This is a genomic window from Thermotoga sp. RQ2 (genome assembly GCF_000019625.1).
Lineage (GTDB): Bacteria > Thermotogota > Thermotogae > Thermotogales > Thermotogaceae > Thermotoga > Thermotoga maritima.
The window spans coordinates 559,484-585,537 of record NC_010483.1 but is presented as its reverse complement, the minus strand read 5'-3'; the positions used below and the strand labels follow the sequence as shown (position 1 = coordinate 585,537).

The 26,054-nt window shown below is 45.4% G+C and carries 25 protein-coding genes; 18 read left to right on the top strand and 7 right to left on the bottom strand.

All coding sequences use genetic code 11. The annotated features are described in order from the left end of the window. Positions 1–58: 58 nt before the first annotated feature. From ilvA to TRQ2_RS02950, 4 genes are all read left to right on the top strand, one after another. A complete protein-coding gene (gene ilvA, locus TRQ2_RS02965; protein WP_011943186.1) occupies positions 59–1,264 on the top strand; it encodes a threonine ammonia-lyase in 1,206 nt (401 codons plus the stop codon). An 81-nt stretch (positions 1,265–1,345) separates the two neighbouring features. Next, a complete protein-coding gene (locus TRQ2_RS02960; protein ID WP_008193562.1) occupies positions 1,346–2,554 on the top strand; it encodes an iron-containing alcohol dehydrogenase in 1,209 nt (402 codons plus the stop codon). An 81-nt stretch (positions 2,555–2,635) separates the two neighbouring features. Beyond that, positions 2,636–2,842, top strand: coding sequence for a hypothetical protein (locus TRQ2_RS02955; RefSeq protein ID WP_004083158.1), 207 nt, complete (start codon positions 2,636–2,638; stop codon positions 2,840–2,842). 2 nt (positions 2,843–2,844) lie between these two features. Then, entirely contained in the window at positions 2,845–3,753 is a 909-nt protein-coding gene (locus tag TRQ2_RS02950) for a diacylglycerol kinase family protein (RefSeq protein ID WP_012310628.1), read from the top strand. A 13-nt stretch (positions 3,754–3,766) separates the two neighbouring features. Here TRQ2_RS02950 and mds read toward each other — a convergent pair whose 3' ends face one another. Then, positions 3,767–4,837, bottom strand: coding sequence for a GDP-mannose:di-myo-inositol-1,3'-phosphate beta-1,2-mannosyltransferase (gene mds / locus TRQ2_RS02945; RefSeq protein WP_011943183.1), 1,071 nt, complete (start codon positions 4,835–4,837; stop codon positions 3,767–3,769). A 234-nt stretch (positions 4,838–5,071) separates the two neighbouring features. Between mds and tnpA the strand changes: the two genes are divergently transcribed. From tnpA to TRQ2_RS02930, 3 genes are read left to right on the top strand one after another with little or no spacing between them, the layout of a single operon-like run. Then, the gene (gene tnpA, locus TRQ2_RS02940; RefSeq protein ID WP_012310627.1) at positions 5,072–5,461 is read left to right on the top strand and encodes an IS200/IS605 family transposase; all 390 of its coding nucleotides are present in this window, start codon (positions 5,072–5,074) and stop codon (positions 5,459–5,461) included. Beyond that, complete coding sequence (locus TRQ2_RS02935; protein WP_012310626.1) at positions 5,446–6,654, top strand: RNA-guided endonuclease TnpB family protein; 1,209 nt, start codon at positions 5,446–5,448, stop codon at positions 6,652–6,654. Before tnpA ends, TRQ2_RS02935 begins: the two co-directional genes overlap by 16 nt. A 50-nt stretch (positions 6,655–6,704) precedes the next feature. Beyond that, positions 6,705–7,055 (top strand): MazG nucleotide pyrophosphohydrolase domain-containing protein, encoded by a 351-nt coding sequence (locus tag TRQ2_RS02930; RefSeq protein ID WP_012310625.1) that lies wholly within the window; start codon positions 6,705–6,707, stop codon positions 7,053–7,055. Here the strand turns inward: TRQ2_RS02930 and TRQ2_RS02925 are convergent. Continuing rightward, on the bottom strand, positions 7,052–7,375 hold the full coding sequence (locus TRQ2_RS02925; protein ID WP_012310624.1) for a hypothetical protein: 324 nt from the start codon (positions 7,373–7,375) through the stop codon (positions 7,052–7,054). The genes TRQ2_RS02930 and TRQ2_RS02925 overlap by 4 nt on opposite strands. A 55-nt stretch (positions 7,376–7,430) precedes the next feature. On the opposite strand from TRQ2_RS02925, the gene TRQ2_RS02920 reads away from it, so the two are divergent. The 8 genes from TRQ2_RS02920 to TRQ2_RS02885 all read left to right on the top strand — a co-directional run bounded on the left by TRQ2_RS02920 (position 7,431) and on the right by TRQ2_RS02885 (position 17,201). Next, positions 7,431–8,294 carry a deoxyribonuclease IV gene (locus TRQ2_RS02920; RefSeq protein ID WP_012310623.1) on the top strand — a complete coding sequence of 288 codons (864 nt, stop codon included), beginning with the start codon at positions 7,431–7,433 and terminating at the stop codon, positions 8,292–8,294. Position 8,295: 1 nt separating this feature from the next. Next, positions 8,296–9,945 (top strand): NFACT family protein, encoded by a 1,650-nt coding sequence (locus tag TRQ2_RS02915; protein WP_012310622.1) that lies wholly within the window; start codon positions 8,296–8,298, stop codon positions 9,943–9,945. Beyond that, the gene (mgt, locus tag TRQ2_RS02910; protein ID WP_012310621.1) at positions 9,942–11,267 is read left to right on the top strand and encodes a 4-alpha-glucanotransferase; all 1,326 of its coding nucleotides are present in this window, start codon (positions 9,942–9,944) and stop codon (positions 11,265–11,267) included. The genes TRQ2_RS02915 and mgt overlap by 4 nt, the downstream gene beginning before the upstream one ends. Beyond that, positions 11,267–12,622, top strand: a complete 1,356-nt coding sequence (locus TRQ2_RS02905) for an aminopeptidase (protein WP_012310620.1) — start codon at positions 11,267–11,269, stop codon at positions 12,620–12,622. Before mgt ends, TRQ2_RS02905 begins: the two co-directional genes overlap by 1 nt. Before the next feature lie 9 nt (positions 12,623–12,631). Further along, positions 12,632–13,273 (top strand): endonuclease III, encoded by a 642-nt coding sequence (gene nth, locus TRQ2_RS02900; RefSeq protein ID WP_011943175.1) that lies wholly within the window; start codon positions 12,632–12,634, stop codon positions 13,271–13,273. After that, positions 13,245–13,922: a TIGR00266 family protein gene (locus TRQ2_RS02895; RefSeq protein ID WP_008193539.1), complete on the top strand. Its 678-nt coding sequence runs from the start codon at positions 13,245–13,247 to the stop codon at positions 13,920–13,922. The genes nth and TRQ2_RS02895 overlap by 29 nt, the downstream gene beginning before the upstream one ends. 47 nt (positions 13,923–13,969) lie before the next feature. Further along, positions 13,970–15,952 carry a methyl-accepting chemotaxis protein gene (locus TRQ2_RS02890; RefSeq protein ID WP_012310619.1) on the top strand — a complete coding sequence of 661 codons (1,983 nt, stop codon included), beginning with the start codon at positions 13,970–13,972 and terminating at the stop codon, positions 15,950–15,952. 139 nt (positions 15,953–16,091) lie between these two features. Continuing rightward, the gene (locus TRQ2_RS02885) at positions 16,092–17,201 is read left to right on the top strand and encodes an MFS transporter (RefSeq protein WP_011943172.1); all 1,110 of its coding nucleotides are present in this window, start codon (positions 16,092–16,094) and stop codon (positions 17,199–17,201) included. A 9-nt stretch (positions 17,202–17,210) separates the two neighbouring features. On the opposite strand, the gene TRQ2_RS02880 is transcribed toward TRQ2_RS02885, so the two are convergent. Beyond that, positions 17,211–17,654 carry a transcriptional regulator gene (locus TRQ2_RS02880; protein ID WP_012310618.1) on the bottom strand — a complete coding sequence of 148 codons (444 nt, stop codon included), beginning with the start codon at positions 17,652–17,654 and terminating at the stop codon, positions 17,211–17,213. Further along, positions 17,651–18,379 (bottom strand): KaiC domain-containing protein, encoded by a 729-nt coding sequence (locus TRQ2_RS02875; protein WP_011943170.1) that lies wholly within the window; start codon positions 18,377–18,379, stop codon positions 17,651–17,653. Before TRQ2_RS02875 ends, TRQ2_RS02880 begins: the two co-directional genes overlap by 4 nt. A 171-nt stretch (positions 18,380–18,550) precedes the next feature. Here TRQ2_RS02875 and argR point away from each other — a divergent pair, with 171 nt between their 5' ends. Further along, positions 18,551–19,009, top strand: coding sequence for an arginine repressor (gene argR / locus TRQ2_RS02870; protein ID WP_004083185.1), 459 nt, complete (start codon positions 18,551–18,553; stop codon positions 19,007–19,009). Here the strand turns inward: argR and TRQ2_RS02865 are convergent. Then, complete coding sequence (locus TRQ2_RS02865; RefSeq protein WP_012310617.1) at positions 18,999–22,001, bottom strand: efflux RND transporter permease subunit; 3,003 nt, start codon at positions 21,999–22,001, stop codon at positions 18,999–19,001. The two genes, argR and TRQ2_RS02865, sit on opposite strands and share 11 nt — an antisense overlap. Before the next feature lie 233 nt (positions 22,002–22,234). Here TRQ2_RS02865 and dnaK point away from each other — a divergent pair, with 233 nt between their 5' ends. Together dnaK and TRQ2_RS02855 are read left to right on the top strand one after the other, a co-directional pair. Then, the gene (gene dnaK, locus TRQ2_RS02860; RefSeq protein ID WP_004083187.1) at positions 22,235–24,025 is read left to right on the top strand and encodes a molecular chaperone DnaK; all 1,791 of its coding nucleotides are present in this window, start codon (positions 22,235–22,237) and stop codon (positions 24,023–24,025) included. 15 nt (positions 24,026–24,040) lie between these two features. Then, positions 24,041–24,484, top strand: coding sequence for an Hsp20/alpha crystallin family protein (locus TRQ2_RS02855; RefSeq protein ID WP_004083188.1), 444 nt, complete (start codon positions 24,041–24,043; stop codon positions 24,482–24,484). Positions 24,485–24,513: 29 nt separating this feature from the next. Here TRQ2_RS02855 and TRQ2_RS02850 read toward each other — a convergent pair whose 3' ends face one another. After that, positions 24,514–25,101: a phosphate propanoyltransferase gene (locus TRQ2_RS02850; protein WP_008193527.1), complete on the bottom strand. Its 588-nt coding sequence runs from the start codon at positions 25,099–25,101 to the stop codon at positions 24,514–24,516. A 78-nt stretch (positions 25,102–25,179) separates the two neighbouring features. Continuing rightward, positions 25,180–25,905 carry a sulfite exporter TauE/SafE family protein gene (locus TRQ2_RS02845; RefSeq protein WP_004083192.1) on the bottom strand — a complete coding sequence of 242 codons (726 nt, stop codon included), beginning with the start codon at positions 25,903–25,905 and terminating at the stop codon, positions 25,180–25,182. Positions 25,906–26,054: the final 149 nt, after the last annotated feature.

Genomic DNA, 26,054 nt, shown 5'->3' with positions numbered 1-26,054 from the left:
TTCGGGCCTGGAGTAAGATTAAAACTGTGGTTGCTCAGAAAACCGGGAGGTGTTTCTCGTGATCACACTCGAGGATATAAAAGAAGCCCAAAGAACGCTGAAGAATGTGGTGCACAGGACCGCTCTTGCTTACAGCTCTGTTCTGAGCGAAGTGACAGGTGGAGAGATCTACCTGAAGATGGAAAATCTCCAGAAGACCGGTTCGTTCAAAATAAGGGGAGCGTACAATAAAATAGCCCACCTGAGCGAAGAGGAAAGAAAGAGAGGAGTCGTTGCCGCGTCCGCTGGAAACCACGCGCAGGGAGTGGCACTTGCTGCTCAAATCTTCGGTATTCCCGCTACCATCGTGATGCCGAAGTACGCTCCTCTTTCTAAAATCACCAAAACGAGGAATCTTGGAGCTCAAGTGATTCTTGAGGGGAACATCTTTGATGAGGCCTACGAAGCAGCTCTCAGAATACAGGAGAAAACAGGTGCGGTTTTTGTGCATCCCTTCAACGATCCTCATGTCATCGCTGGGCAGGGAACCATAGGGTTGGAAATAATGGAAGATCTTCCGGATGTGGAAGTGGTGGTAGTGCCCGTTGGTGGAGGTGGTTTGATTTCGGGAGTATCCGTTGCGATCAAATCGATGAATCCTGAGGTTAAAGTAATAGGCGTTCAAACGGAGAACATGCCTTCCATGATCGCTTCACTGAGAAGGGGCAGGGCAGAGCGGGTCGAGGGTAAACCCACGCTTGCCGATGGAATAGCCGTGAAAAAGCCCGGTGACCTGACCTTCGAGCTGGTGAAGAAGTACGTCGATGAGATGGTCGTGGTGAACGAAGAAGAAATAGCGGATGCCATCCTTTTCCTTCTTGAGCAAGCAAAGGTGGTTGCTGAAGGTGCAGGAGCAGTGGGGGTGGCCGCTGTTTTGAACAAACTGGATGTGAAGGGAAAGAAGGTAGCGATCGTGATAAGCGGTGGCAACATAGATGTGAACATGATAGACAGAATCATAAACAAAGGACTCGTGAAGAGCGGAAGGAAAGTGTTCATAGAAACGTTCGTGATGGACAGACCTGGTGCCCTGAAAGAGCTTCTCGGGATAGTGGCGGAACTCGGCGCAAACGTCCTTTCCGTTTTTCACAATCGCTCCGCAAAGGAAGTTCCCATTGGTTTTGCCAAAATAGAGCTCGAGCTTGAGACGGTCGATGAAAAACACGTTGAAGAGATAGAGAGGGTGTTGATCGCAAAGGGATACGAGGTGAGAATAGTCGTGTGAGAAAATTTTCACAAATGTAATTGTTATGAAATTCACAATGAAGAAAGTCCGGGTACAATGAAAATCAGGAGGTGATAGATTATGTGGTCCAAAGAGATTAACATCAAAAATGTAATTGAAATAAGAACAAAAACGACTTGTTACTTTGGGGCGGGTGCATTAGCTAAAATCGAGGATATACTGGATTTTCTGAAGGAAAGAGGTATAAAGTCTGTGGTAGTTGTTAGTGACAAAGTTGCGTACAAAGTTACAGGTGCATGGGATAAAGTGAAGCCTGCTTTGGAAAAGAGAGGTATAGAATACGTAGTTTATGATGATGTGACACCAAATCCCACAACCGAACAGATAAACGAGGCTACAAAAAAAGCGCTTGAAATAAACGCTCAAGCCGTGATAGGAATAGGCGGAGGAAGCCCTATCGACACTGCAAAAAGTGTCGCAATATTACTTGAGTATCCTGAAAAAACAGCTGAAGAATTGTATGAACAAAAGTTCATACCCGAAAAAGCAAAACCCATAATTGCCATAAACACAACACATGGTACAGGAACAGAAGTCGATAGATTTGCAGTGGCATCTATTCTGGAAAAAGAATACAAACCACCAATAGCCTATGATTGCATTTATCCAACCTTCTCTATCGATGATCCAGAGCTAACTAAAAGTCTTCCAGAAAAACAAAGTATTTATACCTCTCTTGATGCACTGAATCATATCACAGAAGCAGCTACAACTTCTTTAGGAAATCCATTTTCAATAAATCTTGCAAGAAATACTGTGGAATTGATATCTGAATACTTACCCGAGGTTCTCAAAAAACCTGATAACTTAGAAGCGCGTTACTTCCTGATGTATGCTTCTGCAATAGCAGGTATCTCTTTCGATAATGGTATGCTACATCTCACGCATGCTCTTGAACATCCGCTGAGTGCTATCAAACCCGATCTTCCCCATGGTTTGGGACTTGCTATGCTGCTTCCAGCTGTTTTTAAATACACATATAAAGCGAAACCACAAATACTTGCTTACGTATATCAGCCTATAATTCCTGATTTAAAAGGAAGACCGAATGAAGCGGAAGAAGCTGCTTCAAAACTTGAACAGTGGATTTTTAACTTGGGTGTCAAAGAGAAACTGGCGGATGTTGGATTTTCTGAAAAAGACATCCCTAAACTTGTAAGGCTTGCTTTTGAAACTCCTGCATTAGATCTTCTGCTGAATTTGGCACCAATGAAAGTAGATGAGAATCTGGTGGAAGCAATCTATAAAGAATCCTTGAAGCCTTATTGAGTAAAGGAATCAGAAACACTAAAGAAGGGCAGGGATTTCCTGCCCTTTTTTTGGTAGAATATCCCCTGCGGAGGTGAGACTTTGAGATTTGTATCGGATTTTCTGTTCTTTGCCGGATTTGGACTTTTGTTCATCGCGATAGTGTTTTTCGATCTTGGAACACGTGCTATAAAGAAGAAGCAGAATCAAAAGAAAAAGTTCTACGATAAAAAAGGATGGCAGTTCCTCTCTGTGAGTCTTGGAGCCTTTGCTGTATCTATTCTGCTTGCTCTGATCGGAAGGGGATGAACATGGTATTCCTGATCTACAATCCCGCTGCGGGTGGAGGAAGAGCTGGAAAAATCTGGGACAGAGTCGAAGATCTTCTGAAGAAACACGGGATAGATCACAAGGTTGCCTTCACAGAAAGGCCAGGTCGCGCGATGGAAATTTCAAAGAAGGCTTTCAAAGAGGGATACAGAAGAATAGCAGCGTTCGGTGGAGATGGAACGGTAAACGAGGTGGTAAACGGGATCTTCTTGAACGGATACGATTTAAGAGAAGTTGTCTTCGGGTGGATACCGTTCGGAAGCGGCAAAGACTGGGCGAGAACGATCGGCGTTCCTCTTGAGATCGAAGAAGCGATCAAAACATTGAAAGATGGAAAAGAATTCGTTCAGGATCTGGGAGTAGGTGAATACGAAAAAGCGAGCGGAGAGATAGAAAAGCGCGCGTTCGTGAATGTTGCAGGCCTTTTCTTCGACGGATTTGTGACCTACAGGACCAACCTTCTCAAGAGGAAGAACCGCGTTTCTTACTTCTCGAGGATTTTCTCCTCTATCATCGAATACGATCCCCCTACTGCCAGGATCCAGATCGATGAAAAGGTGTGGGAGAAGAGGGTTTTTTCCATGAACGTTGGGATCTGTAAATACAATGGAGGAGGCATGAACCAACTTCCCCACGCTGTGCCAGACGACGGCCTTCTTGCTGTGACAGTGATAAACGACATAGGAAAGTTGAGAATCCTGGCTAACCTGCACAGGGTGTTCAACGGAAAGCTGTTGGAACATCCCGGGGTGGAGGGTTATCAGGCGAAAAAGGTGGTGGTGGAGTTTCAAAGAGATGAACCGGTGGAATTCGATGGTGAATCTTTCTGGGCCAAGAAGATTTTCTTTTCAATAATCCCCGGGGTTATAAGGGTGCTGGTGAAAAAATGAGGAGGCTACCCCCTCATTTGGTGATGGTCTTTGCAAGATCCAGGAATTCCTGAGCGATCTTGTCACCGCCGTACTTTTCCACAAAAACCCTCACTTCTTTCTTGATATCCTCGACCTGCTCTCTGTCCAGCATCAAAAGCTCGAGCTTGTGAACCAGATCGTGAATATTTCTGTACTTCACGATGGGGCCGAATCCGTACGCGTCGGTCTCTATGGTTTCAACGAATCTACTGTCTCTTATGACGATGGGGGTTTCACTCGCTATGATCTGATACAGGGTAGAAGACACAACAACGTTCGGAGTGTTTCCTTTTGGTAGAAGGTGTACGTTCGATCCCTTCAGATAACTGTAGAGTTTTTCGACGGTTGGTCTTTTCTGCCACTGAGTGATCCACTCAGCCTCGTAATCCACCCTTCCATCTGACCTGATGATCCAGTAGTGAACGTTGTCGAATCTCTTTCTGAGTTTTTTCAGGGCGTTGAGGAAGTCACAGTATTCTTCGACGGGTTGTCTTCCAAACGAAAAGAACAGGAACTTGTCTTCACTGACGGGTCTTTCTGGTTCCACATCGTAGGGTTTCATAACCGGGTAGCTGATCACTTCGACCTTTTCCCGGGGGATCTCGTAAAACTCCAGAATCTCATCGTAAAACCTTCTATCGAAAACCACGATTTTATCGCAGGGCAGTTTCACCACTTCTCTTGCTTTGAAGATGTTTGCTTCATGGAAAACGGAAATAACCGGAATCTTCAGCTTTTCTATGAGCCTGGTGAGTGGTTTTACCGGAACTCTCCAGAAGGTTTCTATTATGAGCAGGTCCAGGTTTTCCTTTAAAATCTCTTCTTCTTTCACCCAGCCCTCCTCTGTTACGTTGTCCACTTCCGTGTAGATCTCTCTCTTCACGAACTCCGGATCCTGGGCTTCCGTTCTTTTGTAGTATTTAACTTCCTTGCTGGCACTCTCTTCTGTTGGTGCAAAGACCACAACTTCGTGTCCCATTCTGATGAACTCTCTTGCAAGTATCTCTGCGTGCATCCCCACACCGCACGTGGCACCCCATCTGCTGAGGAATCCGATTTTCATACTCTCACCTCCTTTTTGTGATGCAAATTTTAAGAACTTCCTATAATATATTATAGAATTCATCGAATTTAGGAGCGTGATGAAATTGAAAGAAATTTTGAGCATGGAAACAAAAGAGCTGATTCTAAAAGCAAATAGAATGACAGAACCCCAACCACTTACTATCCCCCTTCAGGGGGATAGGTTTGTTGTGGTGTTAATTATCTTATGATATAATTGAATGTGGTGATAGGTATGCATATCAAGAAGACAAGGTGGAGTCATTATAATCTGAACTATCATTTTGTGTGGATACCTAAATACCGCAGAAAAATCCTGGTCGGCTCCATAGCTGAAGAACTTGAACGAATACTCCGCAACACAGCAAAACAACACGGAATAGAAATACTGGCCCTCTCTATTCAGCCTGATCATGTTCATTTGTTTGTATCGGCGCCTCCGAGATTTTCACCGGCTGAGATAGCAAACCTATTCAAGGGTGTTTCAGCGAGGAAACTGCTGGAGAAATTTCCAGAGCTTAGAACCAAAGAGGGCCTTTGGGCTCGAAGTTACTACGTTGGAACAGCTGGTGATGCCTCTGAAGAAACTATCAGGAGGTACATCGAGGAATGTCAAGACGTGTGATACGAACCTACAAACTCGCCGTACCAAGACACCTGAGTCAAACATGCGAAGAACTCAACCGCACAGCAGCAAGAATCTACAACAAAACGATGTCTCTCGTGCAAAAGATACACCAAAAGAAAGGCTTCTGGCTGTCCTGGCCTGCCGCAGACAAATACATCCTCCGCTGGGCAGAAAACATCAAAATCCACGTCCATTCAAAGCAGGCATTTGTTCAGCTCTACTTTCAAGCCCTCAAAGGGTACTTCAAAGCAGCCAAAAAGAATCAAGATGCAAAACCTCCCCACAAGAAAAAACGCTATCTGCCGTTCATATGGAAAGAAAGCGCTGTAAAACTTCTGCCAGACGGTACCCTAAGACTGTCTTTGGGCAAAGAACGAGAATCATTTGTTGTACAAACACCTCTCAAACCTCCCCTTCGCATCAAACAGGCAAGACTTGTCTTTGAAGATGGATACTATCTCCACCTTGCGATAGAGGTGGAGATTGAAGAGAAGAATGCTGGCTCTGGTGTTATGGCGGTCGACCTTGGAGTGCTCCGTCCCATCACGTGCTTTGATGGAAAAGAAGTCATCAGCTACCACGGAGGAGTCCTCAGCAGCACTCTTCGCTATCGAAACAAACGCCTTGCAAGTTTTCAGTCTGCCATAGCAGAGTGCAAGAAGGGATCAAGAAGGTACAACAAGCTTGTTAGTGCAAAGAAAAGAGCCCTGAGACGGCTCAGAAACCAGATCAACGACATCATGCACAAGATCACAAGCAGTTTCATCGGACTGTGCCTCAGAAAACAAATCAGAACCATCGTGATAGGAGACGTCACAGGGATCAGAGAAAGAGCAGACTACAGCGACAACGCGAACCAAAAGATCCACCAGTGGCAGTTCAGAAAACTCATCGAGATGATAAGGTACAAAGCAGAGCAGTTCGGAATCGAAGTGAAACTCATCTCAGAAGCGAATACAAGCAAGACGTGTCCTGTCTGTGGTGCAAAGAACAATCCGAACGGAAGAAGATACCACTGCAAAGCCTGCGGTTTTGAGTATCACAGGGACGGAGTTGGAGCAATCAACATCTGGAAAAGGTATCCTGGCACAGGCCAGGTAGTAGCGGGCTTGGCCCCCGTCAGAGGTGTGAGGTTTCATCCACACCTCTGTGGCCATGGAGCATCTTTGGCTCCATGGAAGGTGGCCTGAGAGCCACCAAAAGTCCCATCCCCTTCAGGGGATTGGGAGGAGGTCAAGGGATGGTAGAGAGACTTCTTGAAATCATCGAAAGAAGTTTGAGAAAGTGCCCTTGGTTAGAGAAACAGAGCATTGAAACTCTGCTTGAAGCCCTCGCTTCTGAAATAGAAGAAGTCGCTGAAGCTGTGAAGAAAAACGACCTCGTAAATCTCGAGGAAGAGATAGGAGATCTCATCTACGACGCGCTTCTCGTGGCAGCAGTGGCACAGAGAGATTACGGAATAGACCTTGAAAGTGCCATTCAGAAGGTGGTGGAAAAGATCTCACACAGGAAGCCCTGGCTGTTCTGGGAAGAAAAGATTTCCTTAGAAGAGGCGGAAAAGATATGGAAAGAGCGCAAAAAGAAAATTTAATCTTTCTTCTCCAAGGGAACCTCTCCAAAAAGCTTTGCAGGTATGAAATAAAGAGGTGATTTGAGTTTCCTGTTGAATTTCTCTACCTCAAAGTTGTAGTCTTCCTTGGCCCTTTCAAGGAGCTTCAGAATTTTCTCGTATTTTTCTTTGACAAAGTCATTTCCTGAGGCAACTTCTCTTCTGAAGAGCTTCTCTCTTTCTTCCAACTCCAAAATATCCCTTTCTATGTACGAGATGATCTTTCTGTGACGAACAAGAAACGCCCAGGTGTAAAATGAATATAGAGTGAATCCGAGAACAACGAGTGCGGTGATCCACACGATGTCACCTCCATGCACTGTTTCATTATATCACCGCGGGAAAGGGGTAAGAAGCATGATAAAAATAGGAGCTCACATGCCCATCTCGAAAGGATTTGACAGGGTACCACAAGACACAGTGAACATTGGGGGGAACTCCTTCCAGATCTTCCCGCACAACGCCCGGTCCTGGGGTGCAAAACTCCCTTCTGACGAGGTCGCCACGAAATTCAAAAGGGAAATGAAAAAAAACGGTATCGACTGGGAAAATGCGTTCTGTCACAGTGGATACCTCATAAACCTTGCCAGTCCAAAGGAGGACATCTGGCAGAAATCCGTTGAACTTTTGAAAAAAGAAGTGGAAATTTGCAGAAAGCTGGGTATAAGGTATCTGAACATTCACCCCGGAAGCCATCTCGGGACAGGAGAGGAAGAGGGAATAGACAGAATAGTAAGAGGACTGAACGAAGTGCTGAACAACACCGAAGGTGTGGTAATTCTCCTTGAGAACGTTTCACAAAAAGGAGGAAATATCGGATACAAATTGGAACAGCTAAAGAAGATCAGAGATCTCGTCGATCAAAAAGACCGTGTGGCTGTCACCTACGATACGTGTCACGGGTTCGACTCTGGATACGACATCACAAAAAAGGAGGGTGTCGAAGCCTTGCTAAACGAAATAGAAACCCTGTTTGGCCTGGAAAGACTCAAGATGATACACCTGAACGATTCTAAATACCCCCTCGGAGCGGCAAAAGACAGACACGAAAGAATAGGAAGCGGATTCATAGGTGAAGAAGGTTTTGCCGTGTTTTTCTCCTTCAAAGAGATCCAGGAAGTTCCGTGGATCCTGGAAACCCCCGGTGGAAACGAAGAGCACGCGGAGGATATAAAGAAAGTGTTTGAGATCATAGAAAAATTCGGTATAGAGGTCGATTGATATGCCCTTCGATGGGTTGCTTCTGCACAAAGCAGTCAGAGAGTTAAAGGAACTCGAAGGAGAACACTTGAGGCAGATCTATCAACCAACAACGGTTGATTATTATTTTCTTTTCAGAAGTGCGACCGTTCGGGTGTGTTTGAGACCCGATGTTTCCCATGTAACGATCGCTGAAAAAGAAGAGGCATCGGAGAAGATGCCCTCTTCGTTCACGATGCTTCTGAGAAAGGAACTGAAAGGTGCGAAACTTCTAAAGGTAGAACAAATTGGGATGGACAGAACACTGCGGTTTTCCTTCGAGAAATTCGATGAGATAGAGGGAATCGTTCAAAAAGATCTCTACATCGAAATAATGGGGATCCACTCGAACATGATACTGGTCAGAGACGGGAGAATCGTTGACGCACACAGACGCATTGTAACGAAAAAGAGAGAAATCCTCCCCGGAAGGGAGTTCGTGATTTTTCCCTCTGGAAAGTTATCTATTTTTGAATTGAAAGAACTTCCCCCAGAGAGTGAAAAAACGATTCGAAACGTTCTCCTTTCACTTCTTGAAGGCTTTTCTCCCGCCTCCGTGGAGGAGTTGATCCACAGAACCGGCTACGAGCTGAATACTCCGTGGAGGTCTGTGAATCGAGGGAAGATACTCGAAGTTCTTGAGGAGATAAAAAAGGAGCTGGAACTCCCGGGGGTGTTTGTTTATTACGAAGCTTCACACCCTGTGGAAGTTTCTGCCTTCAGGTTCACCATGCTGGGCCCCAAAGAAAGGTACTTTGAAAAACCCTCCGAGGGTATCAACGAATTTGTGAGATGGAAAGAAGAAAAATCCACCTTTGAAAACACCAAAAATCGTTTTATCAAAGTGGTTGTGAATAGAATTGAAGATCTGGAGGATCTTGAAGAAAAACTTTCGAGGGAACTTTCCGAAGCAGAGAAAGCCGAAAGATACAAAAAACTCGGCGATCTCATCGTTCAGAACCTCTGGAGTATAAAGGGAAAATCCGGAGAGGTCGAACTCACGGACTGGGAGACAAACGAAAAGATCGTTGTGGATGTGGGAAAAGATCCTGCCCAGACGGCTCAGAAGTTCTACAATACCTACAAAAAACTGCAGAGAAAGAAAGAACAGGTAGAAAAACGGCTCGAAGAGATACAGCGGGAAAAAGAGTATCTCTATCAGCTGTGGCAGACGATCGAAGACGCGGAAGATCTGGAAACACTCGAAGAGATAGAAGAAGAAATGAGAGAATTTGGACTCCTGAAAGAGAGGAAAACGAAAAAACAAAAATCAAAGAAAACCCGTTTCAGAGAGGTGTACTACGGCGGATTCAAAATTCTCATAGGAAGAAACAACAAACAGAACGATGAACTCGTGAGAACTTCCTCGAAGGAGGACCTGTGGTTCCACGCTCATGAAATGCCGGGAGCTCACGTTGTGGTGAAGACAGAAGGAAAGGAGGTGCCTCAGGAAGTCGTGGAGTATGCGGCGAGTCTCGCAGCCGGTTACTCGAAGGGAAAAAACTCCGGGAAAGTGTCGGTCGATTACACGTTTATAAAATATGTAAGAAAACCTAAGGGGTTCAAACCCGGTATGGTGATATACACGAACTACAAAACCATTCTTGTTGAGCCAAGGAGGATAGAGGGATGATAGGCTATCAGATCTACGTGAGATCTTTCAGGGATGGAAACCTCGACGGTGTGGGAGATTTCAGGGGATTGAAAAACGCTGTTTCCTACCTGAAAGAACTGGGGATTGACTTTGTCTGGCTCATGCCTGTTTTTTCCTCCATATCTTTTCACGGGTACGACGTGGTGGATTTTTATTCTTTCAAAGCTGAGTACGGTAGCGTGAGAGAGTTCAAAGAGATGCTCGAGGCGTTCCACGACAGCGGAATAAAAGTCGTTCTTGACCTTCCCATCCATCACACAGGCTTTCTCCACACGTGGTTCCAGAAGGCGCTGAAAGGAGATCCACACTACAGAGATTACTACGTATGGGCAAACAAAGAGACGGATCTGGACGAGAGAAGAGAGTGGGATGGAGAAAAGATCTGGCATCCCCTGGAAGATGGAAGGTTCTACAGAGGACTCTTTGGACCTTTTTCACCCGATTTGAACTACGACAACCCACAGGTATTCGATGAAATGAAAAAGCTGGTTCTCCACCTTCTTGATATGGGAGTGGATGGTTTCAGGTTCGACGCAGCAAAGCACATGAGGGACACGATCGAACAGAACGTTCGCTTCTGGAAGTACTTTCTTTCCGATTTGAAGGGCATCTTCCTCGCGGAAATATGGGCAGAGGCCAGAATGGTGGATGAACACGGCAGAATATTTGGCTACATGCTCAACTTTGACACATCCCACTGTATAAAGGAAGCTGTATGGAAAGAGAACACAAGAGTTCTGATAGAGTCGATCGAAAGGGCCGTTGTCGGCAAAGACTACCTCCCGGTGAATTTTACTTCGAATCACGACATGTCAAGGCTTGCAAGCTTTGAAGGAGGCTTCAGCAAAGAAAAGATCAAACTTTCGATTTCCATTCTTTTCACTCTCCCGGGAGTTCCTCTCGTGTTCTATGGGGATGAGCTTGGAATGAAAGGAATTTACCAGAAACCGAACACAGAAGTCGTTCTGGATCCGTTTCCGTGGAATGAGAGTATGTGCGTTGAGGGACAGACCTTCTGGAAGTGGCCCGCGTACAACGGGCCTTTCTCTGGTGTCTCTGTGGAATACCAGAAGAAAGATCCCGATTCGATTCTTTCACACACGCTGGGATGGACGAGATTCAGAAAGGAAAACCAGTGGATCGATCGGGCAAAGCTCGAATTTTTGTGCAAAGAGGACAAGTTCCTTGTGTACAGACTCTACGATGATCAGCATTCTTTGAAGGTGTTTCACAATCTTTCAGGGGAAGAGGTTGTCTTTGAGGGAGTTAAAATGAAGCCTTACAAAACGGAGGTGGTTTGATGAAAATGGAAAGGAAAAACGTCTGGCACCACAGGAAGAAGAAGGAGATAGAAGCCTTTTCGAAAGAGTACATAGAATTCATGAGCAAAGCAAAAACCGAAAGGATGACGGTGAAAGAAATCAAGAGAATCCTCGACGAATCGGGATTCGTTCCTCTTGAAGACTTCGCGGGGGATCCCATGAACATGACAGTTTACGCTGTGAACCGGGGAAAAGCCATCGCCGCCTTTCGTGTGGTGGATGACCTGAAAAGAGGTCTGAACCTTGTGGTTGCGCACATAGATTCTCCGAGGCTGGATTTCAAACCCAATCCGTTGATAGAAGACGAACAAATAGCCCTGTTCAAAACACACTACTACGGAGGAATAAAGAAGTATCACTGGCTGAGCATTCCTCTTGAAATACACGGTGTTCTCTTCAAAAACGATGGAACGGAGATAGAGATTCACATAGGGGATAAACCGGAGGATCCCGTCTTCACGATTCCAGATCTTCTTCCGCATCTCGACAAGGAAGACGCGAAGATCTCTGAGAAGTTCAAAGGAGAAAACCTCATGCTCATAGCCGGAACGATCCCCCTCAGTGGAGAAGAAAAAGAAGCGGTGAAGACGAACGTTCTCAAGATTTTGAACGAGATGTACGGTATCACCGAAGAGGACTTCGTGAGCGGTGAGATAGAAGTGGTTCCTGTTTTCTCACCGAGAGAGGTAGGAATAGACAGAAGTCTCATAGGAGCGTATGGACAGGACGACAGGATATGTGCCTACACAGCTCTTCGAGCGCTTCTGTCTGCAAATTCCGAAAAATCGATAGGTGTGATCTTCTTCGACAAGGAAGAAATAGGAAGCGACGGAAACACGGGAGCAAAAGCCAGATTCTACTTGAAAGCCCTCAGACAAATTCTGAAAATGCAGGGTGCGAAAGATTCGGAGTTCGTGCTCGATGAAGTTCTTGAGAATACCTCTGTCATCTCCGGAGATGTGTGCGCTGCCGTGAATCCTCCTTACAAAGATGTCCACGATCTTCACAACGCTCCGAAACTGGGATACGGAGTTGCTCTTGTGAAGTACACGGGTGCAAGGGGAAAATACTCCACGAACGACGCGCACGCTGAATTTGTAGCTCGTGTGAGAAAAGTGCTGAACGAACAGGGAGTCATCTGGCAGGTGGCCACCCTCGGGAAGGTGGACCAGGGCGGAGGAGGAACAATTGCCAAGTTCTTTGCTGAGAGAGGATCCGATGTGATCGATATGGGACCTGCCCTTCTCGGAATGCACTCTCCTTTTGAAATCTCCTCGAAGGCGGACCTCTTCGAAACCTACGTTGCTTACAGGAGTCTCATGGAAAAACTGTGAGGTGGTACTTTGATAGAAGAGCTGGCAAGAGAAATCGTGAAGCGATTTCCAAGGAACCACAAAGAAACGGATCCATTCAGAGTTCTCATCTCCACTGTCCTGAGCCAGAGAACGCGCGACGAGAACACAGAGAAAGCGTCGAAGAAGCTCTTCGAAGTTTACAGAACACCGCAGGAACTCGCAAAGGCAAAACCAGAGGATCTCTACAATTTGATAAAGGAGTCCGGGATGTACAGGCAAAAAGCCGCGAGAATCGTGGAGATATCCAGGATCCTCGTGGAAAGGTACGGCGGAAGAGTTCCCGATTCGCTGGAAGAACTGCTCAAACTTCCCGGTGTGGGAAGAAAAACAGCGAACATAGTGCTGTGGGTGGGTTTCAGAAAACCTGCCCTCGCGGTTGATACGCATGTTCACAGAATCAGCAACAGACTGGGTTGGGTGAAGACAAGAACACCGGAAGAAACAGAAGAAGCCCTCAAGAAATTGCTCCCGGAAGATCTCTGGGGGCCGATCAACGGTTCTATGGTCGAATTCGGAAGAAGAATCTGCAAACCGCAGAATCCTCTGTGTGAAGAGTGCTTTCTGAAGAATCACTGTGAGTTTTACAGAAGGAGGGGAAAGGGTGAAGTACGAAATCGTACTGAAAGGTAGCTACGCTCTTTTGAAGGTGTTTCTTTCGATTGGGGAGAGTGTTGTGGTAGAACCGGGTGCGATGGTTTACATGAAAGGACCCATCGAAGTTAACACTTCAGCAACGGGAGGTGTCTGGAAAGCCCTCAAAAGAGCCATTTTGGGCGGGGAGAACTTTTTCATGAACACGTACATCTCCCGCGGAGAAAGTGAAGTCGGTCTGGCTCCTCAGCTTCCGGGAGATATAGACGTGATACCTCTGAAAGACATCCTCTACGTTCAATCGACTTCTTTCCTGGCATGTGATCCTTCGGTGGAAATGGACGTTTCATTCGGTGGTTTGAAGTCATTCTTCTCTGGTGAAGGAATATTTCTCTTGAAATTCGTTGGTCACGGTGATGTGGCCGTTTCTTCTTTTGGAGGAATAAAATCTATAGAACTCCAGTCGGGAGAGGAGTTTACCGTTGACACAGGACATGTCGTGGCGTTCGATGGAACGGTGAAGTGGAACGTCAGAACATTTGGTGGCCTGAAATCCACACTCTTCGGTGGAGAAGGTCTGGTGTGTACCTTCACAGGCCCAGGAAGAATTTATGTCCAGACGAGGAATTATCCCGCTTTTGTCGAGTGGATAAAGTCTCTTGTTCCTAGGCAGACGGGTAGCAGATGAAAATACAATGAACTGCAGTTATAATTTTACGCAAAGGAGGTGTTGCCGTGAAAAACTTACCTGTTTTCTGGAAAATCATGATCTTAGTGCTGATACTTGGTGCAGGTATAACGTTTGTTGGTACTTTGAGTACGATAACGATTAGAAGCAAGATGCTGGAACACACTGATATGAACCTTCTGACCCAGTCAGAAGGAAGCGCCGATGCACTGTGGAACTTCTTACAGGCTCACACACAACTTGTGGATTTGCTTTCCCGCGATGAGGGTGTGATCAATCTGTACAGGGATGAAACCAACGAAGAAGATGTGAAAAGCTTGTTCGAGAAAGTTCTGAAGAGCTACCCAAACGTTATGAATGTCTATGTAGGTTTGAAAGATGGAAGGATGTATTTGGTTCCAGAGCAAGAACTTCCAGAAGGATACGATCCAAGGGTGAGACCATGGTACAAAGACGCAGTTGCTAAGTTAGGTAAAATCGTCATCACCGATCCTTACGCGGATGCTTCAACTGGAAAAACCATCATAACAATCGCAAAAGCGGTCCAGATCGGTCAGGAAATCGTAGGTGTTCTTGGCCTTGATTTTGACTGTTCAAAACTGGTTGATGAGCTCTTCAAAAAAGGTGTAGAAAAGGGATATATGAGCGCTCTTGTCGATGAAAATGGTACTATCACTCTTCACAGCAAAAAGGATTACATAGGCGAAAACATAAAAGACACGGATTTCTTTAAAAAGTGGCATGCAGGATCGGAAAGCGGCGTGTTTGGATACGTGTTCGATGGTATTCCAAGAAGAACTGGGTACAAAAAACTACCGAACGGCTGGATATACGCTATCGTGGTACCAGAAGAAATCGTTTACAGCGAAGTGAAAGAATCCACGGTGGTTCTTATAACCATCACTCTTGTTTCTTTGGTTGCTGCAATAGTCTTTGCGCTCTTCATGTCGAGAAGATATATTTCGGAACCGCTCAAACACCTTGCATCTATCTCAGATAAGATTGCTGGAGGTGATTTGACTGTCGAAATCCAGCTCAATTCAAAGGATGAAATCGGAAAACTTGGAAATGCTCTAACACATATGGTTAAATCCCTCAGAGAAATAGCTTTAAACATAAAGAACAATTCATCTGAAATAAAACGAAACGCAGAAAGTGTGGCTTCCGTAGCTCAGGAAGTCAGTTCAACTATCGAGGAAGTAACATCGCAGGTGGAAAATGTAGAATCGAACGTGAGTAACACATCGGCATCGATTCAGGAATTGACGAGTGGGGTTGAGGAAGTAGCAGCGAGCGCTCAAAACGTTTCCAGAGCAGCTCAGGATCTCTCAGAAAAATCTACACAGGTCAGCGAATCAGCAAAAGAAGGTGAGAAGGCCATCAAAGAAATAGTCGAGATGATAAAACAGGCAAGAAGCAGGGCAGAACAAACAGCAAGTGTTGTAGAGGAGTTGAACGAACACGCAAGGAACATAGGACAGATACTCGATACGATCAACTCGATAGCAGAGCAGACGAACCTTCTTGCCTTGAACGCGGCAATAGAGGCGGCGAGAGCGGGAGAAGCGGGAAGAGGATTCGCAGTTGTGGCGGATGAAATAAGAAAACTTGCAGAAGAGAGCAAGAGTGCGACGGAAAAAATAGGACAGATATTGAATCAGATCAGCCAGGAAGTGGTGAAAGCGAACGAAGAGACGAGAGGAACGGTGCAGGCAGTGGAGAACATAAGCAGTAGAGCAGAAGTTGTAGCGAGCCAGTTTGACAGGATAGCTCAGGGAATATCCAGCATAGTGTCGCAGATTCAAAATCTCGCAGCAATAGCTGAAGAGCAGAGCGCGGCGGCTGAAGAAATGAGCAGCGCCATGGACAACGCAAGCAGATCAATGGTAGAAGTAGCGGAGCAAATGAACGAAATCGCAGAAGCGATGAAACAACAGGCCAAGGCTGTCAATACACTGTCCGAAGCCATGAATAAACTGGATCAGATTGCAGAAAAATTAGAAAAAGGGATGGAAGTATTTAAATTGTAATCTTTAAAATGATCTTCAAATTCATTAGAAACCCGCTTCAGGCGGGTTTCTTCTACACTTCATTTTTCTGATGTTTGATGTTTCTCATTGTTGTGATAAAATAATTCACATGCCGAACTAATTGCTGGAGGGTTGAAGGATGTTCTTTCTCACCAATGTTTTTCGTTCTATGGGCACCATGAGTTTCAATCTTCTGATACAGCTTCGCATGAAAGAAATAGGAGCAACTCTCTTTATGATAGGGCTCCTTTCCAGTTTGCAAGGGGCAATGAACACCTTTTCTAACGTTTTCTGGGGAAGAATTTCGGACAAAATTGGGAAAAGAAAGGTATTCATCATATTGAGCCTCGTTCTAGCATCTGCTTTTTATCCTCTGTACGCGGTCATAAACGTTCCCTCTGCTTTTCTGTTCGTCTCTATGATCATAGCGTTCTTCAACGGAATGTATCCTCCCGCTGCCATGGCGCTCAGCAGCACTGCAAAGAGAATGTCACTTGGATTTTCACTTTACAACTCTTCAAATTCACTTGGGATGCTTCTGAGCAGGATTTCCATAGGTTTTCTGCTGATGTTCATGGATCTGAAACTCGCTTTTGTTTTCTTTTCGATAGTCGTGGCAGTATCCGTGATTCCTGCTCTCGGGTTGAAAGAAGAGAAGATCCAAAAGAAGAAAGAGGAAGACTTTCATTTTGGAAGAAAGGTAATGGAGCATGGAATCTGGGCACTGTACCTGGGGAGTCTCTTGAGGCAGATGGGAACTTCCGGCTCCATGTCATTGATAGCTGTCTATCTAAACGAAAGATTTCATTATAGTGCTTCAACGATAGGTTTCGTCACGGCTGTGAATCCACTCATCCAGATACCATCACATTTTTTCTTTGGAAAACTCGTTGAAAAAACAGATCCGAAGTTCATAAGTGTTCTAGGCATTTTCATGTCTTCACTGGTTCCCTTTCTCATGATGATACCTGAGAACTGGGCACCAGTGCTGGCTTATGCCTTTTTGGGAGCGAGTTTTGGAGCTTTCATCAACGGATCGAACAATTTTCTTGGAAGAAGATTCCACTACCTTCAGAGGGGAAGAGCACTTGGTCTTTTGAGCTCTGCCAGATTTCTTGGAGCAACCATCGGACCTTTCCTGGCGGGATTGCTCGCAGAAAAGTCTTACTCTCTTATGTTTTCGACACTGGGTCTTGCTGTGCTTTCAGGAGGAATAGTGGTTCTTCTGTTCACAAAAGACGGGGATTGATTCCCCGCCTCACAGTTTCTGAATCACACTTTCAAGTTTCTGTTTGATTTCTTCGAGCTCTTTCTTGACTTCCTGGAGCTTTTCGTCACTACCAGTAGTAGTAGTGACTACCTTGATACCCTCACCTATCAATCCTTCCACACTCAACTTTCCTTCCTTCAGAAGTTCATAAGTTTCGTTCACCAGCTTTCCGGCTTTGGTTTCTCCCTTGACGTGTTCTCTGATTGTTGCTTCTGTCCTTCCGAGTTCCTCTGCTATTTCGGAAGCTGTCATTCCTGCCTTTGCCCTTGCGAGGGCACCGGCGGCCACCGCCAGGCTGTCAACCCAGGTGAGCCTCTCAGCAGAATTTCTGATCTCCTCGAGCACTTCCTTTCTGAAAAGTGTACCAACGAGCAAAGCGATCTCGAGCTGGTGAATCTCCTCTTTGGTCACGGGATTGAAGTTGAGTTTCATTTTTCTTCACCCCCCTCCGAAGGATGTATGACGATTCCTTTATCGGTTATTTCGAACGGATGCCTCCTCATCGAGTGAGACGTTCCTCTCATCTTCCAGACGATCAAACTTCTTTTGAGCTCTCCATCGATTTCATCAAGATCCAGTCTGATGATACCGTCCACTCCGTGTTCAACACCAGGACCTCCGAATCCCTTCTCAGTGACTGACACCTGACTCACAAAGAGCGATGTACATCCAAGACCGGAGAGTATTCTCTTGAGCTGGAAGATAATACTTCTTGCCATTGCGGGTTTCGTGATATAGAGAGTGGTTACAGAATCGATCACAACTCTTTTTGCCTGTGTTTCCTTCACCGCTCTCTTCAGCACTTCGGCGAGCTCTCTGACATCGTCTATGTCTTTTACGACGTATTTTTCTTTCTCGGCATATTCACCGATTCCACCAGTGAACGCGTCCACTATGGCGAACTTTCCTTCCTTCTCAAAAGGATCAACGTTCCAGCCGAAAACTTCCATGTTTTTCTTCACCTGAACGGGGTGTTCCTCGAGTGCAACATAGATGCCGGGTTCCCCCATCTGAAGTCCGTTCCATATGAACTGCTGAGAGAAGATCGTCTTTCCGGTACCGGGTCCTCCAGAGATGAGCACGATGTTTCTCTCAGGAATTCCGCCGTGAAGGATTTCGTCCATCCCCGGAATTCCCGTCTTGACCTTCTTGATCATATTCCCCCCCCCACAATTATCTTAGCAATCATTTTTTTTCGTTTGATAAACCAATACGTTACTTTTTTGATAACAACATCATAAAAATTGAATTTTCTGTTCATATTTTTCATATTTATGCTATATATATAGTTGTATGCTTTCAAAAATGTTCTTCGGAGGTGTTTTCAATTGAAAATTTCAAAGAAGAGAAGACAGGAACTGATAAGGAAGATTATACATGAGAAAAAAATAAGTAATCAATTCCAGATCGTAGAAGAACTGAAAAAATATGGAATAAAAGCTGTTCAACCGACCGTCGCTCGAGATCTGAAAGAGATAGGTGCCGTGAAGATCATGGACGAGAGCGGAAACTACGTGTACAAACTTCTCGATGAAACCCCTGTGATCGATCCATGGAAAGAGCTGAAAAGAAACTTCAAATCCTTCGTTGAGAGTATAGACAGGGCAGGGAATCTCATCGTCATAAAGACGATACCAGGTACCGCAAGCGGTATCGCTCGGGTTATAGACAGACTCGACATAGACGAGATAGTGGGCACTCTCGCAGGAGACGATACCATATTCGTTGCTGTGCGCGATCCAGAAAGCTGTGAGAAGATAGTTGAGAAGCTCTCATCTATACTCTGACTTTTCTTCTGATCGCAGTGTAGATCACAGGGATCACAAACAAAGTGAACAGCATGGATATAAGCATTCCAAAGATCACCACCCACGATATTGGAGACTCTATTTCCGATCCTTCTGCGTGGCTAAGTGCAGTTGGTAGAAGCGCAACGATCGTGGTGAAGGTGGTCATCAGGATGGGTCTCAACCTGCTCTGAGCACCTTCAAGTGTGGCCTCTAAGAGACCTTTTTCCTGTCTTATCTGTTCTATTCTTGTCAGCATCACGATGGCGTTGTTCACAACCGTTCCCGAAAGGGTGAGAAGACCAACAAGAACGGGTACATTCAGTGAGTATCCGTTCACGAAAACCGCGAAGGCAACCCCAACGACAGCGAAGGGTATGGTGAAGAATATAATGAAAGGCAGTGTGAAAGACTCGAACTGCGCAGCGAGAATCATGTATACGAGTGCGATCGCTATGTAAACAACATACTGAAGCTCCGAAAACGCTTCGTCCATGAAACTTTTCTGTCCGGTGATTTCCACTTTTACACCAGAAAGATCAATTTCATTTAAGAGATTTTCTACTTTCTTTGCAACTTCGCCGATCGAACCTTCTATACTCACCAGATCCACGTAAACAACACGTTCTCCATCGGAGTGTTCCACTATAGAAGGAAGTGTTTCCCTCGATATGTTTGAAACTGCACCAAGAGAGACATCCCCTTTGAGACCAGTAAGCGAAATCTTCGATAAGTCTTCGGGAGATAAAGATTTTGCCTTTTTCAAAACGATGGGAAGTGTTCCTTCTTCCGTTCTCAGTGTTCCGATTTTCTTCCCGAGAAGGTAGGTCTGGAGATCCAAAAAGACCTGGCCTGTCACCACACCGTTCATGAGGGCTTTGTTCCGGTCTATTTTCACATGAAGGACTTCCTTTTCAAAGGAATTTCTTATCTGAATCTTTTTGACTTCCTGCAGTTCCCTTAAACGCTCGAAGATTTCTTTTGCTTTTTCCTGTATCAGAGAAAGATCATCTCCTCTCACTTCGATCGTCACAGGATAGCCCAGAATTTCGTATATCTGCTGTGATTGCTCAAGAACTTCTATTTTCGCTTCTGGAATGTTCAGCTGGGAGATGGCATTCTTCAGTTTCTCTCTGTTTTTCGCGAATTCCCTCCTGCTTCCTCCGAGGTTCACCATTATTCTTGCTTCGTTCTGTCCCCTTCCCATTATTTGAGAGTAGATATTCGTTATTCCAACTTCCGAGTAGAAAGAAGAGATTTTGTACTCGTTTCTGTGTTTGTTCAGGTAATCTTCTATTTGCTCTACAGCTTCGGTGGTTTTTTCATAAGACGACTGAGAGGGAAGTTTCACATCTATCACCATGAGATTCGTCTGGAAAGACGGGAGAAAACCCAGAGGTTTCGAAAGAAGGTAAATCACGGAGATTGCAACCAGAGCAAAAGAAATCACCAGGACCAGTTTCTTTCTCTTCAAACACCATTCCAATGCCTTCCGATAATGCTTTTGCAGTGCTTCGGTGAGTTTTCCCCTTCTTGGCTTTATCCACCTTGTACCCGCTGGAACGACGACTGTAGATACGAACAGCGAAGAAGAAAGTGCGAAGACGAACGCAATGGCGAAATACTTGAACAGTCTCACTACAAAACCTGTGAAGAACACTATGGGAAGAAAAACAGAAACGGTTGTGAGTGTGGAAGCAAGAATCGCCAGCCACACCTCTCCCGCACCTTTTCTCGCAGCGTCCGGTATTGGATCACCGAGGGAGCGATGGCGGTATATGTTCTCAAACACGACTATGGAATTGTCCACCAGCATTCCCAGTGCCATGATGAGACCGCCCAGCGTGAGCGTGTCGAGGTTCAAGCCGAAGGCGTAAAGAAGAACAAAGGTGATCGTGAGGGACAGCGGAATGGAAAACGAAGTGACGATGGTTGACGTGAAATCCTTCAAAAAGATCAAAACCACCACGAAAGCCGCGATGAAGCCGTAGAGAAGATTCTTGAGAAGATTGTCGATCGCTCTTTCAGTGTAATAAGCCTGGTTCATGGCCTCTATGTAATTTATTTTGGAATCTCTCAGTATCCTCTTTATTTCACGGACAGTTTTGACGGTGTTCGCACCGCTTCTTTTGTAGATAGCGATGAGAGAAGCCTTCTTTCCGTTGACCCTGACTTCTCCCTGAACGCTTTCGTTCGTTATATTAACCTCGGCTATGTTTCTCAATCTCACGGGAACGAGTATGTTCGGTACCTTACCCTGCAGAAGGGACTGGTATTTCACTCCCCTGAAACCAACGATTGTGTTTTTGAGATCTTCTATGTTCTCAAACCGGCCATCGACGGAAACGGGGTAAATGTTTCCTTCAGAATCGCTCACATAGCCGAACGGGTAAACGAGATTCCCTGAAAGGATGGTCTCTATCAACGAAGGATCGACATCGAACCGTTTTATTTTCTCCTGATCAAGTATAACCTCGACGATTTTTTCTGGTTTTCCCATCAATTCTACACTGGCGACTTCCGGCAGTCTTTTGATTTTCGACACGACATCTTCGTAGTCATCTTCCGTTGAGAAAGCATACACGGGAAGTAAGGAAGGATCGAACTCTACGACCACAGGATTCGCACCCTCTGGCAGGTCGCGAGTGGCAAGATCTACGTACCTTGAGAGTCTTCCAACGGCTTCGGAGGTTTTCACATTCCAGTCGAACTCGACGAGGATGAAAGAAACGGAATCCATCGACATGGAGGTGAACCTTCTAACACCCGGAGTTGAGGAAATGTACCCTTCAAGAGGTTTGGTTACGAGTTCTTCGACTTCTTCCGTGCCCGCTCCCATGTACGTGGTTATAACAACAGCGTAAGGGTACTCTATCTGAGGAAGAAGATCCAGCTTGAGATGCTGAAACGAAATGAAACCAAGGAAGACAACAGCTGTCAACAGCATAAAGATGGCTATGGGTCTTCTCGAAGAGATTTCCGCGATCTTCACTTCGATCCCTCCCCGACAGAACAAATTATAGCTCACTTTCGATCTGAATTGTTATTATCATTCAAAAGTTTCATTTGCTATACGATATTGTTTCTAAAAAATTATATATTCGATTTCCATCATTATGAGACGAATATATGTTTGTACAAATTCTCATACGACCCCTTGACATCCCATTCTGTGCCTCACTATAATTTCTCATGGATGAGAAAAGGTTCTGAGGAGGTGGCACAATGGCAGAAAAGAAAGAATTCGTTGTGGGAATAGACCTTGGAACGACAAATTCTGTTATAGCTTGGATGAAACCGGACGGTACAGTTGAAGTGATACCGAACGCTGAAGGAAGCAGGGTCACACCATCCGTGGTTGCGTTCACAAAGAGTGGAGAGATACTCGTAGGAGAACCCGCCAAGAGACAGATGATACTCAATCCTGAACGAACGATAAAATCCATAAAGAGAAAAATGGGAACTGATTACAAAGTGAGAATAGACGATAAAGAATACACTCCTCAGGAGATCAGCGCGTTCATTCTCAAGAAGCTGAAGAACGACGCGGAAGCGTACCTCGGTGGTGAAATAAAGAAAGCCGTCATCACCTGTCCCGCTTACTTCAACGATGCCCAAAGACAGGCAACGAAAGAGGCTGGAATCATAGCAGGTCTTGAGGTCTTGAGGATCATCAACGAACCAACCGCAGCGGCCCTCGCTTACGGACTCGATAAAGCTGGAAAAGAAGAGAAAGTGCTGGTTTACGACCTCGGTGGTGGAACGTTCGATGTCTCCATACTCGAGATAGGAGAAGGTGTGATCGAGGTCATCGCTACAGCTGGTAACAACCACCTCGGTGGAGACGACTTCGATCAGAGACTCATCGACTGGATGGCAGAGGAATTCAAAAAACAGCACGGAATAGATCTCAGAGAAGACAGACAGGCGCTTCAGAGATTGAGAGACGCTGCCGAAAAGGCCAAGATAGAGCTTTCAACGAAGATGGAAACCGATGTGAGTTTGCCGTTCATCGCTGTTTCTCCGAGCGGACAGCCTCTGCACCTTGAAATGAGAATCACCAGAAGTCTCTTCGAATCGCTCACAAGAGATCTCGTTGAAATGACAAGAGGCCCAATCGAACAGGCACTGAACGATGCAAAGCTCTCACCACAGGATATCGACGAAATCATACTCGTCGGCGGTATGACCAGAGTTCCAATGGTGCAGAGGTTCATAAAGGAGTTCTTCGGAAAAGAACCCAACAAGAGCGTCAACCCGGACGAAGCAGTTGCTATCGGAGCGGCGATCCAGGCGGCGATACTTGCGGGCACCGAAGGAGCAAAGGGAAGAGATATCGTTCTCGTCGATGTAACACCACTAACACTCGGAATAGAAGTCAAAGGCGGACTCTTCGAACCGATAATCCCAAGAAATACCAAGATACCCGTGAGGAAGAGCAAGATCTTCACAACGGTTGAAGACGGTCAGACCGAAGTAGAAATCAGAGTCTATCAGGGTGAAAGGCCGATTGCGAGGGAAAACATCTTCCTTGGAAGCTTCAAACTCGTTGGAATTCCACCGGCACCGAGGGGTGTTCCTCAGATAGAGGTCACGTTCGACATAGACAGCGACGGAATAGTCCACGTTTCCGCAAAAGATCTCGGTTCTGGAAAAGAACAGTCCATGGTAGTCACAGGAAGACACAAGCTCTCCGAAGACGAAATAAAGAGAATGATAGAAGATGCGAAAAGATACGAAGAACAGGACAAACGTCTCAAAGAAGAAATCGAACTCAAGAACAGAGCAGACGATCTCGCATACAGCGTAGAAAAGACTCTGAAAGAACACGGAGATAAGATACCAGCGGATCTCAAGTCCAGACTTGAAGACATGATCAGAGAACTCAGAGACGCGATAAACAGAAACGACATACCAAAAGTGAAGATGCTCTTCGATGATCTCCAGAAGGAAAGTATGAAGATAGGAGAATACCTCTACAAATCTGCAACTGGTGGAGAAACATCGAACCAGTGAAAAGGGGGTGACACGATGCTCCTTGGAAGAAGAGAAGACATCTTCAGGCCGTTCAGGGAACTCCAGAGGGAGATCGACAGGCTCTTCGATGACTTCTTCAGGACGGAGGTCAGACCCGCTAAGGAGTTCTTTGCACCAGACATGGATGTGTACGAAACAGACGATGAAGTAGTGATAGAAGTAGAAATCCCAGGCATAGACAGAAAAGACGTCAAAATAACGGTTGAAGAGAACATTTTGAAGATCTCTGGTGAAAAGAAACTCGAAAGAGAACAGAAAGGTAAAAACTATTACTACGTTGAAAGAAGCGCTGGAAAATTCGAAAGGGCAATCAGACTCCCAGACTACGTTGACGTAGAAAAGATCAAAGCAGAGTACAAGAACGGTGTTCTCACGATAAGGGTACCAAAGAAAGAAGAAAGGAAGAAGAAAGTGATCGAGGTGGAAGTTCAAGAGTAAGGGGAGCGAACGCTCCCCTTTTTATTTTTTTAGAACTCCACGATATAAACGAAGTCCCCGGTGTTGAGCATCGCTGCGTTCGCTTCATCTGTGTCCACGTGGAATTCCAGTGCGAAGTCTTCCCTCACTCTTATGAGAACATCATCGAAGATCAGTTTTCTGTCTCCGCTTTCAACGATCACCTTCACAAGATCTTTGTCTTTAACTCCATAGTGTTCGGCATCCTTTGGGTGCATGTGTATGTGTCTTTTTGCTATGATGACTCCCTTCTCTTTAACCAGAATGCCGTTTGGACCTATGATGACTATTCCCGGTGTTCCCTCGAGATCTCCCGAGTCTCTAACAGGGGGTCTGAGTCCGAGTTTGAAGGCATCCGTTCTGGAGATCTCGACCTGTGTTTCTCTTCTGACAGGTCCCAGTACGCGAACGTTCTCTATCGCGCCTTTCGGTCCTACTATGGTCACTGTCTCTTTCGCTGCGTACTGACCGGGCTGTCTGAGATCTTTTATGGGGGTGAGTTCGTAGCCTTTGCCGAAGAGAATCTCCAGGTCCTCTTTTGAGAGATGGACATGCCTGTTGCTTACACCAACGATTATTCCAGGTTCTTTCTTTGTCACTGGTACACCTCCCTCACTTTATGCATTATTCCATCTTCTATCATGGCACACTTCTATTTCTTTTTGATTGAAAGTTAATTAAAAAACGTATCTTATTCCAACCACGATTACTGCTGTAAAGACGATCCATCTCACCCAATTTGCACCTTTTTTGATGGAGAAAGTGGCAGCGAGCCACGCACCAGTCATATTCCCAAGAGCAAGAATGAAACCGTAGAGGAAGTTCACCTTTCCGTTCAGAATGAAGATCACAAGTGAGATTATATTGTAAGAAGCCACGATGAAAACTTTTACAGCGTTTGTTTTGACCAGTTCATATCCAAGAAGAAGAGCGATCGCAGGCATGAGAAGAAAACCGACCCCCGCTTGAATGAACCCACCGTAGATACCGATCAGAAAAAAGACGATGTATATGAGAACCCAGTTTCTTTTGACGAATCTATCCTCAAGCCAGATTCTGGGTTTCCAGACAAGAGAAACGGCCATAACGAGGAAGATAACACCTACGATTTTCTGAAGCATCTCTTTTTCTATCTGAACCGCTATGGAGCTTCCCAGAATCGCTCCCACTATGGCCGGCAAAGCAACAAGAATCGCTTCTTTTATTTTCAAAACCTTCTTGGCTTTGAACCTTTCAATTGCCACAAGATTTTGAAGTATTATGGCGATCCTGTTTGTTCCGTTTGCAACATCTATTCCGAGTCCCAGAGCAGTTAAGATAGGAAGTGTGATCATTGAGCCACCACCTGCAAGAACATTTAAAAAGCCCGCGAGGATACCCCCAAGGAACACAAGAACGATCACCTCAGAACACCTCCAAAAAAGTTTTGAAAAATTTTACCACTCTGTTCTTTGCTTTTGTGTTAGTGTGAAATATATTTGTTTTAACATATTATGTTTTATGCATACAAACCAGGTTAGTTCCAATCATTCACAAAGTAGGTGATGTGTGT

Coding starts and splice junctions, on each gene's coding strand:
- TRQ2_RS02960 (WP_008193562.1), top strand. CDS start 1,346: ATGTGGTCCAAAGAGATTAACATCAAAAATGTAATTGAAATAAGAACA.
- TRQ2_RS02950 (WP_012310628.1), top strand. CDS start 2,845: ATGGTATTCCTGATCTACAATCCCGCTGCGGGTGGAGGAAGAGCTGGA.
- mds (WP_011943183.1), bottom strand. CDS start 4,837: ATGAAAATCGGATTCCTCAGCAGATGGGGTGCCACGTGCGGTGTGGGG.
- tnpA (WP_012310627.1), top strand. CDS start 5,072: ATGCATATCAAGAAGACAAGGTGGAGTCATTATAATCTGAACTATCAT.
- TRQ2_RS02935 (WP_012310626.1), top strand. CDS start 5,446: ATGTCAAGACGTGTGATACGAACCTACAAACTCGCCGTACCAAGACAC.
- TRQ2_RS02930 (WP_012310625.1), top strand. CDS start 6,705: ATGGTAGAGAGACTTCTTGAAATCATCGAAAGAAGTTTGAGAAAGTGC.
- TRQ2_RS02920 (WP_012310623.1), top strand. CDS start 7,431: ATGATAAAAATAGGAGCTCACATGCCCATCTCGAAAGGATTTGACAGG.
- TRQ2_RS02915 (WP_012310622.1), top strand. CDS start 8,296: ATGCCCTTCGATGGGTTGCTTCTGCACAAAGCAGTCAGAGAGTTAAAG.
- mgt (WP_012310621.1), top strand. CDS start 9,942: ATGATAGGCTATCAGATCTACGTGAGATCTTTCAGGGATGGAAACCTC.
- TRQ2_RS02905 (WP_012310620.1), top strand. CDS start 11,267: ATGAAAATGGAAAGGAAAAACGTCTGGCACCACAGGAAGAAGAAGGAG.
- TRQ2_RS02885 (WP_011943172.1), top strand. CDS start 16,092: ATGTTCTTTCTCACCAATGTTTTTCGTTCTATGGGCACCATGAGTTTC.
- TRQ2_RS02880 (WP_012310618.1), bottom strand. CDS start 17,654: ATGAAACTCAACTTCAATCCCGTGACCAAAGAGGAGATTCACCAGCTC.
- TRQ2_RS02875 (WP_011943170.1), bottom strand. CDS start 18,379: ATGATCAAGAAGGTCAAGACGGGAATTCCGGGGATGGACGAAATCCTT.
- dnaK (WP_004083187.1), top strand. CDS start 22,235: ATGGCAGAAAAGAAAGAATTCGTTGTGGGAATAGACCTTGGAACGACA.
- TRQ2_RS02855 (WP_004083188.1), top strand. CDS start 24,041: ATGCTCCTTGGAAGAAGAGAAGACATCTTCAGGCCGTTCAGGGAACTC.